The sequence below is a fragment of the Shewanella sediminis HAW-EB3 genome (assembly GCF_000018025.1).
Classification (GTDB): domain Bacteria; phylum Pseudomonadota; class Gammaproteobacteria; order Enterobacterales; family Shewanellaceae; genus Shewanella; species Shewanella sediminis.
This window is the reverse complement of the sequence record NC_009831.1, coordinates 2,368,065-2,383,558: the sequence shown is the minus strand read 5'-3', so window position 1 is coordinate 2,383,558 and position 15,494 is coordinate 2,368,065. Positions and strand designations below refer to the sequence as shown.

The window sequence follows — 15,494 nt, the reverse complement described above, 5'->3', positions numbered from 1 at the left end:
TTCCGATCAACTCATTTCTTGTCATACAGGCATGCCTGGACCGCACATATTGTTAAGTGCCCTGCCCCCAACCTGACCATTGTAGTCACGTAGTGAGGTTTGCAGTCCACAAGCTGGCATTCTATAGGCGACGTCCACGGATTTGGCTGGCTTGCTAATACAAGTATAATCAGGTAATTTTGTATCGATTGTCATCAACTCAAGAAGTGAGTTAAGAAAACCTTCAGTGGCTTGTAACCCTCCCCTAAAATAGTCTCATGCATAATTAGAGTTCTCCCGGTACACTGAAATCTCAAGGAGAACGACAATGAAGAAATCACGCTATACCGAAACTCAGATAATTAAGATCCTGAAAGAAGTTGAAGGTGGTCGTCTGATCAAGGAAGTCAGCCGAGAATACGGTATTTCAGAGGCTACCTATTACAACTGGAAGAGTAAGTTCGGTGGTATGGAAGCCTCAGACATTAAACGCTTACGCGAGCTTGAAGATGAAAATCGACGCTTAAAACAGATGTTTGCAGACATCAGTTTGGAACATAAGATCCTCAAAGATCTCGTCGAAAAAAAGCTCTGAAGCCAGCGGTCAGGCGTGAACTGGTTGATTATGTGCTCAATGTACATCAAACCAGTATCCGACTTGCCTGCCGCGTTGTTGGCATCAGTCCATCGGTATACCGTTATCAGCCTGATAAGTGCCGGGATGACCCCGTTATTGCCGCACTTCAGGAGCATGCCGAAAAATACCCGGCATACGGGTTTGGCAAGCTGTTTAAAGTCCTTAGACGCAAGGGAAAGTCATGGAACCATAAACGTGTTTACCGTGTGTATTGCGAGCTTAAATTGAACTTCCGTCGCAAGGGCAAGAAACGCCTGCCGAATCGCAATCCCGCACCGTTAGCGGTTCCTGAGGCAATGAATCAATGTTGGTCGATGGACTTTATGTGTGACAGTTTACACTGCGGGCATCGCTTCCGAACGTTTAATGTCATTGATGATTTTAACCGGGAAATATTGGCTATCGAAGTCGATTTAAGCCTCCCGGCCCAACGCGTTATCAGAGTGCTGGAGCGGATTATTGCCTGGCGTGGTATGCCACAAAAGCTGCGGATGGATAATGGTCCAGAGTTTATCTCACTGGCTTTAGCAGATTGGGCAGAGCATAACCGAGTTCAACTGGAACACATAAAACCAGGGAAGCCGACACAAAATTCGTATATCGAGCGATTTAACCGCACATATCGAACAGAAATTTTGGATATGTATTTGTTTAAAAGTCTCAGGGAAGTACGTGAAATTACTGATAACTGGATGAATGAATATAACGAAGAGCGGCCACATGATTCACTTGGAGATATCACTTCGTGGGTATATCTGGCGAGCAAGAAACAGGGAGGAAACTCTATTTTTAAGTGGAACTAAAATAGGGAGGTTTACATAATGCTGTTCAATCAGTTACAGACTAGTACCACACGGCTTAGCTAGTATCTCCATGCTTACTTCGCCTGACATCAACTGCCATGTAATATAAGTGTGGCATCATTGCAATAATAATGGACTATCTCCAATACTGCTTTTCACAAAGAACCAGGCCATGAGCGACTAAAGCAATAAAACTAAAAAAAGGCCTTAATAAACTAAGACCTTTTCCCGTATTCAGTAGTTTTTACCTACAAAGGCTACTTTCCATGGCAAGTCATACAGGCATAGGGTGCCGGGTAGGTTTTACTCATGTTGTAGTCGCTGTTATGGTTACTCTCTATTTCCTCGAAAGGAATCGGCTTTTGCTCCCGGTCTGTTGACACAGCCAGATAAGTCCGCTTTGAGTAAATCACCTCATCACCGCTTAGCAGCCGGCTGACGCTGGCATCACCATGGTTTTGCGGCACATACTCGCCTCGATTGCTATGACACCAGAAGCAGCGCGCACCGCGATTGTGCCCTTTAGGTGCGCCGTTGGCACCATGGCAGGTGGCACAATAGTAGGGTTGCTGGTAATCAAAGCCTTCGACAGCATTGGTCGGCCAGGACTGTCCTCCATGACCTAAGGGTTGCTTCTCTTCGTTGTGACAAAGAGTACAATCGGAGATCTTCCAGCCGAAGTGGTTTTCATCCAGAATTCGCGCCTTACCCACTGGCTCGGTAGCGGCATATTTAGCCGTTAATACCGCCGTTTCCTTGCCCTGCATGTCATAGGCATCCGGTACATCAGCCATTTCCAACATGTCATCAGTCACATACACTTCGGTGCGTGCATCAGGAAAATTGATCAGATCGACTTCAACCACGCCATTTAGCGGGGCCAGAACCGCTGGGCCGAGCAATAACATGTACTCCGGTGGGTAGGCGTGAAGATTATTGCCTGCGACTTCCGCAACGTTGTTTCCTTGAATAGGAAGTCGGGTTAACCACTCATCCGTACACTGCTCCTGCGTCAGGCGTCCCTCGCCATCCGGCGTGCCATCCAAGCCAAAATCACACAGTGGCTGTACCTGGTCAAAATCATTTGCTGAAGCAAACTCGCCCTGTCTTGGGGTGCTCGCGGTCCATCCACCATAGGTACCGGCAATGGGATCGTGGGAAAGTGCAAAGCCATTGACCATCGCGCCTGCCGATAGCGTTCCCCAGAAGCTGAAGCGAAAGTCCATGTCGTGCTCATGCGCCAGCGTCAGCCATACATCCATGGAGGTTATTTGGCCCTCAACAAACACATCCTTGCGTACATTGAACGGCTTAACCTCAAGGTTTGTAGCCAGGATGTTCATGGCCGGTGGGCGTTGACTGACATCCAGATACTGGATTTGTGGAATGATAAATTTGCCATCATTGGCGGCCAGCCGTTGCTGCTGTTGCTCCCATATCCAACGGGTGCGGCTGGTCATGGTATCCGAGTGGTTCTGGAAACGGACCACCTGCTTCGGACGCAACCAGGAATGGTCCATGCGTTTGTAGGTAAACATACCGGGGCTGATATATCCCAGATCACCATTACTGTTCAGGATGGTGAAAGACCAGTTCTGGCTCGCGCTGTACTCGCCATCATTGCTGAAGTCACCATCACCATTCTCATCCCAGGAAAAAAGGTACTCATAGGTATCTAATGCTGATTCCTGGTAGGGGGTTATGCTGTCAAACTGCATATCAGGTCGAGTCACAACCAGATAGCGCAACAGATCGAATACAGAGTAGTTTCCTTCCACAAAAACGTCTGGCCGCGAGGTTCCGGCCCCTAACCCATCAGGGTTGCTTGAGAGCACCTGCTTCATATCTTCGGTATCGATCTCAAGCTTAGGCAGCATCGGCCCGCCATTCTTTCGTGTGAGAAAAACATCTTCCGGCACGTCATATTGGTTGATTGCACCGTCGGCATTGAGATCGAATGCCAGATTAGCGCTGTTCTTAGCAATCCACTTAGTAACCCGATCATCAATTCCATCCAGCTCAACAAAGACCCGTCCGCTCAACTCGTTGCTATCGAATGGATTGTAGGGCGTCTCAATATAATCCCAAGCTACGTTGCGCTCTACTTGCTCATCTGGGGGGGGGAGTTGAACAGCATCGTTGTCATTATCATCAGAACCACACGCTGTTATCCCCCATATTAGAGGGAGTATTAATGCGGTTAGTTTTTTATTTCTCATCACATATCCTTGCCAGTGTCTGGCATATCGTTATTAATAGACCTCCCTATTTTCTGGTTAAAAAACAAAACAAAATACCGTGAGTATTACTGGGAAAAAGGAAAACCTTAGAGAATGTGTGAGCAGGTTAACATCTCCTGTCGTGCAACTAGATCAGGCAGCACTCTTTCGCGATTCTGACCAAGTCAGCCTTATTTGTAGCATTCAATAATAACTTTGCCCGATCGATGTGATAGTGAACCCCTCGCTCTGTCAGATGAAGCGCTTCACCGATGTCACGGTAATTCATACCCGCCGCAGTATGCTCCAATATTTTTAATGTTTTCTCCCTGATGCTTCCATTGTAAAGGTTAGGGTTTGTGAGACTCGGATACTTTCGCGTCATATAGAAATGGGTAAGTTCCAACAGAGCAGCGACCCAAGGCTGATTTATACTTTCTCTTAACGACTCTGTCAGCTCAGAACCCTGGTGCATTACAAAAAATAACCCAATAAAATTATCGTCAGGAGAAATACAGTAGTACTGTACGACTATCTTCATTGAGTCGTTCGCTGATTTGAGAGTTTTCAGCTTTTGATGAAACGCAGTATCACCTTGGAGATTGCTACCTGTATAGAATCCCTTGGGCCAGGCATTTCCATTAATCTGAAAATCAGGAATGACTTCTGGCCAGAGAGAGGCCATGTATTTGAGTGTCAGGAACATTTTTTTTGACTTATCTGAAGTGCAAAATAAAGGAGATTTACGGGTATTCGTGGCCATTTTGTTATCGGATACTCTCGAACCAGATAGTTTTTTTCTTATGCCCTGTTTTGGCAATACAACATAAACAAAATCAAAGTGTTCCACTACAGCTAATTTGCTGCGAAAATCATCAATAGCTGACATAAAAACTAATCCCTAAATGCTACCAGTCAGACCATTATCGCAGCTTAATTGTGAATAGTAACCACAAGAAGGGCAACATAAAACGGGGTTACGGACTGGGAAATAATGAGAGCATATTATTCAGTATCATCATCCTTTATGAACACTGTAGTTTCTACTAGGAAACTGAGAATTACAGCTAAAAGTTAGATGAAGGTCACCCGGCTAACCTCCTAGAACAGCAATAAATGGGGTAGGAACCTGATAAATCCCCACAAAATATATCAAATAAACAGTAAGACAAAATAATGAGGAAGCAACATTCGTGGTATTTTGTGATCTATCAAATAAAACAAGGTGAATCACCGGAACTGTTCTCGGCTCAGGAGTTAAATTTCAAATACTAATTATAAATGCTAGTTCTAAATATTAGTTCTAACGACCAGAGCGAGTATAGGAGAAGACTGTATTCAGAAGGCTCTGTCAAAAGGGCCTTGGGACCAAGCAACGTTGAACTGAATCTTTAAGGTTTTTTTGATGCGTTTGTCGAAAAATCCCCCTGTCAGCCCCCGGTAATGTAAAGATTTTAGACTCGCGGGCCATAATGTGAATAATTACTATTTACATTAAGTTAACGTCGGTTCCTGCTGATACGCCTATGATTGCACTAGACACGCTTTACTTAAGCGCAGAATACCAACCCTTGATAGCGACATCTGATCTTCAGATCTATGGATTTGAGGCACTGTCACGGTTTCGCGATCGACATGGAGTGTCAACGCCACCAAACATCATTTTTGAGCAGCTTCATAGCCAAACGAGTCTACTTTCAAACATAGAGATGAAAGCGAAACAATTCCAACTCGAGCACTCAGACCCTTCATTACCGCTGTTCATTAATTTAGATCCCCATGCAATAGAGAACAACGGCGACCATATGCTGGAGTTATTGTCGACACGTGCCGATCTCACCGTTGAGATCATCGAAAACACCTGCATCAACGATGCGAACCTATCGACCCGACTCGTTTCTCAACTTAAAGCCAAACAGATAGCCGTTGCACTCGATGACATAGGCGCGCCCCACTCCATGCTATCTTTAGCGTTATTGAGCCAGGTTAACGTATTAAAATTCGACATCGAATGGCTGAATCAATCCAGAAGTGTTGAGCAGCAACATTTAATGAAAGCATTGATCAAATTTGCAAAGGACAGCAATAAAAAGACAGTCTTAGAGGGCGTCGAAACAAAGGAACAACTCACACTGGCTCAAGAACTCGGCGTCGATCTGGTGCAAGGCTTTCTGTTTAAACCTCAATTTCAATATGCCAACAGCTCTGTTAAGTTGATTTAATTTAAATCAGAGATGCCTAAGGAAGTTCAACCCGATGTTTCCCCACTGACTCAAAAATTAACCTTGATCTGCTTATAGCGTAAACTGGATCAATGTGCCGTTTTATCGCATAGTAATATTTACACGCAAACAGCAAAGGGACTTCGATGACACAGCCACCTATCACAGAGCTCATAACCCAGCTAGGCCGTGTACTTTTAGGGAAACCTGAACAGATAAAATTGGCACTCACATGTATCTTGGCCAGGGGTCACCTTCTCATAGAAGATCTGCCTGGTATGGGGAAAACCAGCCTATCTCATGGCATTGCACAGAGTTTGGGGCTCAGCTATCAGCGCGTTCAATTCACCAGCGACATGCTTCCAGCCGACATCTTAGGTGTGTCGATATTTGATAAAGAACAATCCCAGTTTGTGTTTCACCCGGGGCCTCTCTTCAAGCAGATGATACTGGCCGATGAGATAAACCGAGCCAGCCCCAAGACCCAAAGCGCCCTGCTAGAAGCCATGGCAGAACATCAGATCACCGTCGATGGGATCACGCACCCTCTGCCCAGTCCTTTCTTTGTTATTGCGACCCAGAACCCCAGTGAACAATCGGGCACCTTTCCTCTTCCGGAGTCTCAGCTGGATCGTTTCATGATGCGCCTATCTATAGGTTATCCGAGCGCAGACGCCGAATTGGCCATGCTTAAGGGCCATGACCAATCCCCTCAGATGAATGCACTCCCTCAGTGCATCACTCAGCTGGAGCTGAGTCAACTGCAACAGGAGGTGGAAAAGGTCAGTGCATCAGATGCCTTACTGGGATATATCCTGGCGCTGATTGAAGCGTCCCGTACACAAAATGAGGGGTATGGCCTCTCACCCCGAGCCAGTAAAGCACTCCTGCAGGCCTCGAAAGCATGGGCTTTTATCCACAAACGTAGCTACCTGGTGCCAGAAGATGTACAGGCAGTATTCTCTGCGGTTGCCGAACATCGAATTCGCAGCAGCAGCCAACAACAAGGAGAAGCGCTATCCCAGAAAATCCTCAGCAACGTCAACCCGATACTTTGATGCAACCTTAGAGTCATGAAGAGAAACGGCACTAAGGAAAGCAGGTTTACCCTCTGGTGGGCTCAATGGCTCAACAGACGACTGCCTCCGGCTGCAAGAGTGACCTTAGCCCATAAAAGTATCTTTATACTCCCGACGGGCTTTGGTTTGTTCTGGATATTTCTGGTGTTAATTTTATTTGTATTTGGCACCAATTATCAAAATAACTTAGTCATAGGGTTAAGCATACTACTACTGAGTCTGTTTAATACCTGTATCATCTACAGCTACCGTAATCTTGCCGGGCTCACCTTAAACGCTTGTGCCTCTCCCCAGGCCTATGCCGGAGAAACACTCGTGTTTCCGGTAAAACTCACCTCCTCTCAGCCCCAGTTTGAAGTGCTGGTTAACTATCCTGACAACCAGATTAAAGTGATAAAAACTATCGGTGAAGAGCCTACAGTGACACTGGTTCCATTCGATAACCTTATCCGGGGCCGGGTCTCCCCGGGTCGTCTAAAAATAGAATCCCGGTATCCACTCGGGCTATGCAGAGCCTGGTCACATGTAAACCTTGATAATCCGCACATTGTTTTTGCCAAGCCCTTAGTGTCTCATTCACAGCTTAAATCGATCGATGCCGATAACCAGAACATCACTGGCGACAGAGGCATGCATATTCCCGGAGTCGATGAATTTAAAGGGCTTAAGCAACATATCCCGGGAGAATCCTTGAGACAGGTTGCATGGAAACAACTCGCCCAGGGACGAGGCATGCTGAGTAAAGAGTTTCAGCAGCCTCAGGGAGAGCCCCACTGGTTAATCATTGAAGATTTGAGCTCTCCCGATCTTGAAAAGCAATTGAGCGAACTGACCTGGGCAATCGACAAAATGAGCGGGCGAGGACAAGTTTTCGGCCTGGTTATTAGCCGGAAAAAAATTCCCCCCGCAGAAGGAGATGTACACCGCATACACTGTCTACAGGAGCTTGCCCTGCTTCCCCAGTTCGTAGGGGGAGACTCATGACACATTCGAGTCAGGAAGAGATCATCTCCCGCCATAGCTTGCTGTGGCTGCTTATCGTTAATATCGCGGTTCTTGCGCCCCTGTACGATAAACTCACCCCATGGAGCTTGGGAATATGTGGGATCTGTCTTGTCTGGCGCTTTGGGATCTTCATAGGAAAAGTCGCCAAGCCCCCCAGGTATCTCGTTACGGCTCTGGCAATCGCATCCGCGATTACACTGGCACTCGTCACCTCAGAGATAGGTTTACTGAACGGACTCATCAACCTGCTTATCTTAGGCTACGCCCTTAAGTATATTGAGATGAGAAACAGGCGTGATGTCAGAACCGTGGTACTGGTAGGGTATTTTCTTATCGCCATCACCTTCATCGACCAGCAATCCATTTTCTATGCCGTTAATCTCACCTTTGTCACCGGGATAAACACCTGCGTGTTGGTCAGCCTCTATAGAGAAGATGTGAAATTAAAAGAGACGGCCCGTATTGGCTTTAAACTTCTTCTGCAGAGCCTGCCTCTGGCTGCCCTACTCTTCCTGGTACTGCCCAGACTTCCTCCCCTTTGGATGGTGCCACAACAGAAATCCACTCAAACCGGCTTATCAGATGAAGTTAGCTTCGGTGATATTACTGAACTAACACGGTCGGCTGCATTGGCATTCAGGGCCGAATTTTCAATGTCCCCACCAAGCAATCAGCAACTCTACTGGCGAGCACTGGTGATGGAAGACTACGATGGCAGCCGGTGGACGCAAAACTCGAGTATTAAAGATATCGAAGATAATACGCCATTTACGACCTCGAGACGGCAACAACCAGAAGGCTCCCCAATACAATACTCAGTGATCGCCGAACCGAGTAATCAACATTGGTTATTTGGATTGGATGCCGCATTCAGTAGTGATATCGGCATCATCAACCTGCCCGATTACCGTCTATATTCTGCAAGAACTGTCGATCAAAAGTTTCAATACCATGTAGACTCCTATCCTCAATATGCAATGGATAAGACGCTAGATCCCACAGTCAGACTGCTTAATTTGCGGCTGCCGGATGACATTAATCCCCGTACCTTCGAGTTGGCACAATCCTTTAAGAAAGACTTGCCCGATCCGACAACCAGACTCCGCGCCATGATGAGATACTTCACCGAACAACCCTACTTTTATACACTCACGCCTCCCCGGGTTGGGCCGCAACAGATTGATGATTTCCTGTTCGAGAATAAAGCCGGTTTCTGTGTGCATTACGCCAGTGCATTCACTTTTATGGCCAGGGCCTCGGGCCTTCCGGCGCGTTTGGTAACCGGTTATCAAGGCGGCGAATTTAACCAAAGTGCCGGTTACCTGAGTATCTATCAATACATGGCACATGCCTGGACTGAAGTATGGATTGAGAATAGAGGCTGGGTAAGATATGACCCCACCGCCATGATCGCGCCAGAGCGAGTACTCGAAGGTTTTGACGCCTATTTTCAAGCACAAGAGAGCTACCTGTTAGACAGCCCATTTAGCCCATTAAGACTGAGAGAATTTCCGCTTCTCAATGAATTGAGGCTCACGCTGGCAAGTATTGATTACTATTGGAGCGTTTGGGTTCTGGGCTTTGACTCAAGCAAGCAGGAGCAGATCCTTCAAAAATTATTAGGAGAAGTTACACAGCAAAAAATAGCCATTTTCATGCTGGTGAGTATCACCTTTATCGGCCTTGTTATTGCCTATAGCGCGGGTCTGATCCACTTTCACAGAGATAAAGACAGGGTCGCTTCAACCTACCTTCATATGTGTCATTTACTCGAGAAAAAGGGGGTAATAAGAGATAAACAACAGGGGCCAACAGATTTTTGCTCTATCGTGGAGGACGCCTTTCCCGGTATCGCAACCGATTTTAGACGCTTCACTCACTATTATGTGGCACTTAAATACCAACCCCTCTCCTCACACAGAAGAAAAAAGACAGTCAAACTGTTTTCAAATCAATTCAGAAAGTTGAGATTAAAAATCTTAAAAGGTAAGACAAGCTAATATCGACGATAAAAAGTGACAAAAATGCCAAAAGAATACCCACTAATGAGTATTTATTATTACAGTACTTATTTCCCCCAAACGAAGCGGCGCGACAACAATTCAACAACACAGCGCTAACATGATAGGTGGGTTAAAAATGAATGTAGATGATTGAAATGAAGTGACAAACTTATTTATCACATGCCACATTCATATTTTGCCTCAATGAAACACTGCAATACTTTACTAAAAATGCGCGCGAACAACTTATTTGAACATAGCTAAGCACTACCCCTTAAGGGTAGCAAAATCAACAAAACAATAACAAACGAGAGTCCCAACCATACAGTTACACGCCATAACCAGACATTGATCACACAATCGGCGTGACACACCTCCAACATCAACTATATAGACCACATTCGTCATGCATTCGCAATAATCTTGATATAAATCAACAAACACTTGTATGAATAGCGCAAACTATCCCCAGTTACAAAAAAAATTAAAAATTAACATTTGCACTAAAATGAACATTTCTTCGTAATAACTTGATGGAGTTTATTAAATGTCTAACGAAGGGAAAATGAATCTGCTCAACTTTGCAGATCCTAAAATTAAAACACTTCACGTTACATGGTTTGCTTTTTTCTTAACATTTGTCGTCTGGTTCAGTCACGCCCCTCTGTTAGTTTTCATCAAAGAGGCTTTCGACCTAACAAGCGCACAAGTTAAGGCATTGCTCATATTAAACGTTGCTTTAACAATCCCGGCACGAATTATTGTCGGTATCTTAGTCGACAAATTTGGTCCCAGAATTATCTACTCTGGACTATTAATCTCTTCATCGTTCATCTGTATGGGCTTTGCAATGGCCCAAAGCTTCGAACAGCTTGCATTGTTCAGGTTCCTACTCGGGTTTGTGGGTGCCGGTTTTGTGATCGGTATTCGTCTCGTTGGTGAGTGGTTTCCGGCCAAACAGGTCGGCATCGCTGAGGGGATCTATGGTGGTTGGGGTAACTTCGGTTCGGCGGCGGCAGCAATGTCACTCCCGACAATCGCTTATGCGTTTGGCGGCGATGACGGTTGGAGATACGCGTTAGGTCTAACGGGTATCATTGCCGGCCTATACGGTTTCTTCTTTTACACCATGGCCCGTAATACACCAAAAGGCTCAACTTACTTTAAACCTAAGAAATCCGGCGGTTTAGAGGTCACCAGCAGGAAAGATTTTTACTTCTATCTGCTGATGAACATTCCAATGTATATCGCTTTGGCCGTACTCGCATGGAAACTATCTCCATCGGGAGTAAACCTGTTTACGACGCAAGTCATGTACCTAATGTGGTTTGGCTTGGTTGCTCTGTTCTTTATTCAAGTCAACTCTATCTGGCGTGTAAACAAAGATAACCTGACTAAAGGAGTTGCAGACATCGAGAAATATGACTTCAAACAAGTCGCTATCTTAGATGTCGCTTATTTTGTCACCTTTGGCTCTGAGCTTGCGGTTGTCTCTATGTTGCCACTGTTCTTCTTAGAAACATTCGAAGGCTTAGATCCGGTAAAAGCGGGTCTGCTTGCTTCAGGTTTTGCCTTTATGAATCTGGTCGCACGTCCTACCGGTGGTTGGTTCAGTGATAAGTTCGGTCGCCGCAAGAGCCTGATGATCTTCATCGGTGGCTTAGCCGTAGGTTACTCAGTATTGAGCCAAGTTGACGGTGGCTGGCTTATACCTATGGCTGTTATTGCAACCATGTGCTGCTCATTCTTCGTTCAAGCGGGTGAAGGAGCTGTATTTGCCATCGTACCTCTGGTTAAGCGTCGCATGACAGGTCAAATTGCCGGAATGGCCGGAGCCTACGGTAACGTTGGTGCAGTAACCTATCTGACCGTACTCTCCTTTGTAGATTACAGCACCTTCTTTATGGTGATTGCGGCTTCAGCTGCGGTAATTTTCTTTGCCGTGATGTTCCTCAATGAGCCTAAAGGTCATATGGCTGAGGTAAACGAAGATGGTACAGTTGAACTGATCGACGTTAACTAATTGCAATATTGATTGTTATTAGTTATAGATAACTGATAAGGTTTTCTATCTAAGTACCTATTAATAAAAAGATATTTATTATGACAAAATCCAATCGTCTAAGCATAAATCTGGCAAGCCATAGCGAAAAAGGTTTAAAGGAGATTAATGAAGATGCGGTTGGATTTTTTGTCCCCACCGAAGATAGGTTATTAGAGGGTAAAGGGATCATTCTTGCCGTCGCCGATGGTGTGAGTAGCGCCGAAGCGGGTAAAGATGCCAGTGAAACTGCGGTAAAACGCTTCATCGACGACTACTACCCTACCCCGGATACCTGGTCAGTAAAACATGCTGGGCAAAAACTACTCTCAAACATCAACATTACCCTTTTCAAACGTAGCCATGAGTTTGCCAATGAGGAGAAAGGTTATCTGACAACCTTCAGCGGCTTGGTGATTAAATCTCGTACCTGTCATCTCTTTCATGTCGGTGATAGTAGAGCCTACCTGTTCCGTAATAATGAACTCAAGCAACTGACAAGAGACCATGTTGCCAGCATTGCGACAGGGCGAAGCTTTTTAGCCCGTGCGGTGGGCATGGATAACTGTCTGCAGATAGATTACAGCACAGTGGATCTGGAAGATAACGATCTGTTACTGGCTACCTCAGATGGGATCCATGACTTTCTCGAATTGGATAAACTTACCGAAATTCTCTCGTTAAACATTTCTGAACAGGAAAAAATCGATCTGTTAGCCAAAACCGCATTCGATAATGGCAGCGACGATAATATCAGCGGGGTTATTGCTCAGGTCAATCAGCTTCCAAATGAAAGTCTCAACGATTACAACTCAAAATTATTGCGCTTACCTTTTCCGCCACCACTGGACCCGGGGGTGAAGCTCGATGGCTATAAGGTTATCAAGGAGTTATTTGCCAGTAGTCGCAGTCAGCTCTATCTGGTCGAAGACACGGATAGCGGCGAACAGATGGTGATGAAAACCCCGTCAATCACCTTTGAAGAAGACACTGGCTATATCGATAGATTTATACAAGAGGAGTGGATTGGCAAACGGATTAGTAGTGAATACGTCGTCAAGATAATCGAGCAAAAAAGACCGAGAACCTGTTTATATTATCTGATGGAGTATGTGCACGGCATATCGATGGATAAGTGGATGAAACAAAACCACTTTCCTAAGCCAAAGGTGGCGATCTCTATTATTGAAAAAATTGCGAAGGGATTAGCAGAGTTCCACAAAACAGAAACCATTCACCAGGACTTAAAGCCGGCCAATATCTTGATCGATACCCATAACAACATAAAGATTGTGGACTTCGGTTCGGTCTTTGTTGCTGGCCTTGCTGAGATATTTATTCCATTAGAGCATGAGGGAGTACTTGGAACCGCAACTTACTCAGATCCCAAATACCTGCTTGGTAAAAATACGGGTATCCAAGGCGATCTGTACGCCTTGGCCACCATCAGCTATGAGCTATTTTGTGGCAAACTCCCCTATGGTGAAAAGATTGAGGAGTGCCAAACGGCTTTTGAATACGACAGACTTCGCTACATCCCCGCCAATGAAGTCAACCCTGTTATCCCTATGTGGTTTGACAGAACACTTCAGCGAGGCGTCGCCTTCGATTTAGAGGAACGGTATGAAAATATCGATGAATTTTTAACGGACTTAAAAAATCCAAACCCGGTCTACCTGCGTGATGATCCCAAGGTGACTAAAAATAAGAGTCAGGTGTTATTCTGGCAATTATTATCAGGCTTCTGGATCCTCATGTTGATCCTGGTCATCGCCATGTTTAAGCAAGGGTGATGAATGATATTAACAACATTTAAAGACCAAACAGTAACAACCCGAAATAATAAGAATTATAAGAATGAATTTCTATTTAGAGTTTTTATTTCAATATATAGAAATATTATCATTCTCCTAAACCACCAGAGCAACAAATTTAGTTTAAAGTGAGAATTACATGATAAAAATGTTCAAAGAACTTCTCCAAATGACCAATGAACAATCGGCACCTCAACGTCTGATGTTCCTTTTTGCCAATGCTGAGTCGACCAATCCTAAGAAGAGCAAAAAACACCAGCGAGGGACCATCTCTCCAGTGATGTGCGTAGACAAACTGCCTTCTGAACTCACTACCTTCGATGCATTAGTCAAAGAAGCCGACTCGATTGCTAAACAATGGAATTTTGTCTTCATCGCCAGTCTGAGTGGCGAGAACGGTGTTGCGCCAACCACCGACGAAGCTGAACCATTTTTAAATAAGATGGCCAACGATATTGAAACCGGCAACGGCATCGGCCGTTACGTCATCTTCGACCGTGAAGAGAACCCCATTGAGCTGGAATCTAACGGTTAATTCAGCATATTGCATTTTTATGGGGTTAATATGGCTGGCCACCGCTTTCTGATATAATGATTGAATCAGATCAGTAGGTGCCAGCCTTTTGCTTTTATGCAAATGAATGAACTAAAACAAACAAATATAAGCCATTGAATATAAATGTTAATATCAACTTTTGAAGCCTAACACTACCCAAGCGATGCAAAACCTCATAGAGCAGATCAAAGCAGCCCTGCCTTTCGGAGTGCCTGAACACGAGATCTGTGCAGGCGTCTGCGTCGGTTGCCCAAAAAAGTTGATGGAATACATCAGCTCAGAGGTTGAGTACTGGGAATGCAAACTGGAAAATGATGAAAAACCCAGTTTACTGGACCTCTCAGATCTGGCCAGAGTGGGCTCAAAGGTTCACCGTTCCATGGTAAAAAATAAACTGGTTTAGGACTAACCACAACGGTACAAATTGAATATAAGTTTTCATAAATGAGTCAATCGGCTGTTCCGCTCACATTTATGTTTAACATTTATGGTGTTATGCTTATGTTAAATGCTCAAAGGGTAATTGCCTATGCCGATGAGAAAGATGTCCAATCGAGAAGTCTTCGCCTCAATAATCGGCGCATTCTTCGCGACATTATGCGCCTCTTTTTTCAGTAACAGCATTCTCGAGGCTGATAATATGCCAATGGTATTAGCGTCGACCGGAGCCTCGGCCATGCTAATCTTTGGGATCCCTCATAGTCCGGTATCTCAGCCCTGGCCGCTGGTCGGCGGGCACATCATCTCCGCTCTTATCGGCATTTCTGCCTACTATCTGATCCCCAACCCGGTATTAGCCTCATCAGTTGCCATCGGCATCGCCATGTTAGCCATGCACTGCACCGGATCTATGCACCCTCCCGGTGGCGCCACAGCGGTTACAGCCGTTATTGGTGGCAGCACAGTACATGAACTTGGCTACTACTTTGTCATCGTACCGGTATTTTTTAACTCGATAATATTGCTTTCGATAGCGATGGCCATCGGCACTTTCAGAGAGAAAAACCCCTTTGTCACCGAGGGGACGGAACAGGAAGCTTGGTTAATACAGCCGATGAATGGTGAGTCTTAAATGGTGATTGAAACAAGAGTGACCAGAATAGAGCTCTGAGACTCAATAATGCTCAGTTAAAAAA

12 protein-coding genes and 1 pseudogene are annotated in these 15,494 nt (G+C 45.2%); 10 read left to right on the top strand and 3 right to left on the bottom strand.

Annotation, left to right across the window (positions count from 1 at the left end; genetic code table 11):
• Nucleotides 1–21: 21 nt before the first annotated feature.
• Nucleotides 22–228, bottom strand: a pseudogene (locus SSED_RS25145) (hypothetical protein); the annotation flags it as partial.
• Nucleotides 229–307: 79 nt separating this feature from the next.
• Between SSED_RS25145 and SSED_RS10235 the strand changes: the two are divergent.
• A protein-coding gene (locus SSED_RS10235; RefSeq protein ID WP_086022447.1) for an IS3-like element ISSse3 family transposase occupies nt 308–1,419 on the top strand; the annotation gives its coding sequence in 2 pieces (ribosomal slippage) (nt 308–569 and nt 569–1,419; 1,113 coding nt in all).
• Nucleotides 1,420–1,676: 257 nt separating this feature from the next.
• Here the strand turns inward: SSED_RS10235 and SSED_RS10230 are convergent.
• Nucleotides 1,677–3,638, bottom strand: coding sequence for a hypothetical protein (locus SSED_RS10230; RefSeq protein WP_012142314.1), 1,962 nt, complete (start codon nt 3,636–3,638; stop codon nt 1,677–1,679).
• Between the two features lie 148 nt (nt 3,639–3,786).
• On the bottom strand, nt 3,787–4,527 hold the full coding sequence (locus SSED_RS10225; RefSeq protein WP_041421634.1) for a helix-turn-helix transcriptional regulator: 741 nt from the start codon (nt 4,525–4,527) through the stop codon (nt 3,787–3,789).
• A 637-nt stretch (nt 4,528–5,164) separates the two neighbouring features.
• On the opposite strand from SSED_RS10225, the gene SSED_RS10220 reads away from it, so the two are divergent.
• From SSED_RS10220 to SSED_RS10180, 9 genes are all read left to right on the top strand, one after another.
• Nucleotides 5,165–5,860 carry an EAL domain-containing protein gene (locus SSED_RS10220; RefSeq protein WP_012142312.1) on the top strand — a complete coding sequence of 232 codons (696 nt, stop codon included), beginning with the start codon at nt 5,165–5,167 and terminating at the stop codon, nt 5,858–5,860.
• A 146-nt stretch (nt 5,861–6,006) separates the two neighbouring features.
• Nucleotides 6,007–6,918 (top strand): AAA family ATPase, encoded by a 912-nt coding sequence (locus SSED_RS10215; RefSeq protein ID WP_012142311.1) that lies wholly within the window; start codon nt 6,007–6,009, stop codon nt 6,916–6,918.
• A gap of 15 nt (nt 6,919–6,933) precedes the next feature.
• On the top strand, nt 6,934–7,923 hold the full coding sequence (locus tag SSED_RS10210) for a DUF58 domain-containing protein (protein WP_012142310.1): 990 nt from the start codon (nt 6,934–6,936) through the stop codon (nt 7,921–7,923).
• Nucleotides 7,920–9,944 carry a transglutaminase TgpA family protein gene (locus tag SSED_RS10205; protein WP_012142309.1) on the top strand — a complete coding sequence of 675 codons (2,025 nt, stop codon included), beginning with the start codon at nt 7,920–7,922 and terminating at the stop codon, nt 9,942–9,944. Before SSED_RS10210 ends, SSED_RS10205 begins: the two co-directional genes overlap by 4 nt.
• Before the next feature lie 550 nt (nt 9,945–10,494).
• Nucleotides 10,495–11,970 (top strand): NarK family nitrate/nitrite MFS transporter, encoded by a 1,476-nt coding sequence (locus tag SSED_RS10200; protein ID WP_012142308.1) that lies wholly within the window; start codon nt 10,495–10,497, stop codon nt 11,968–11,970.
• A gap of 80 nt (nt 11,971–12,050) precedes the next feature.
• A complete protein-coding gene (locus SSED_RS10195; protein ID WP_012142307.1) occupies nt 12,051–13,781 on the top strand; it encodes a bifunctional protein-serine/threonine kinase/phosphatase in 1,731 nt (576 codons plus the stop codon).
• A 190-nt stretch (nt 13,782–13,971) separates the two neighbouring features.
• Nucleotides 13,972–14,337: a ribonucleotide reductase subunit alpha gene (locus SSED_RS10190; protein WP_223295968.1), complete on the top strand. Its 366-nt coding sequence runs from the start codon at nt 13,972–13,974 to the stop codon at nt 14,335–14,337.
• A gap of 160 nt (nt 14,338–14,497) precedes the next feature.
• Entirely contained in the window at nt 14,498–14,761 is a 264-nt protein-coding gene (locus SSED_RS10185) for a hypothetical protein (protein WP_012142305.1), read from the top strand.
• 141 nt (nt 14,762–14,902) lie between these two features.
• Nucleotides 14,903–15,430, top strand: coding sequence for an HPP family protein (locus SSED_RS10180; protein WP_223295967.1), 528 nt, complete (start codon nt 14,903–14,905; stop codon nt 15,428–15,430).
• Nucleotides 15,431–15,494: the final 64 nt, after the last annotated feature.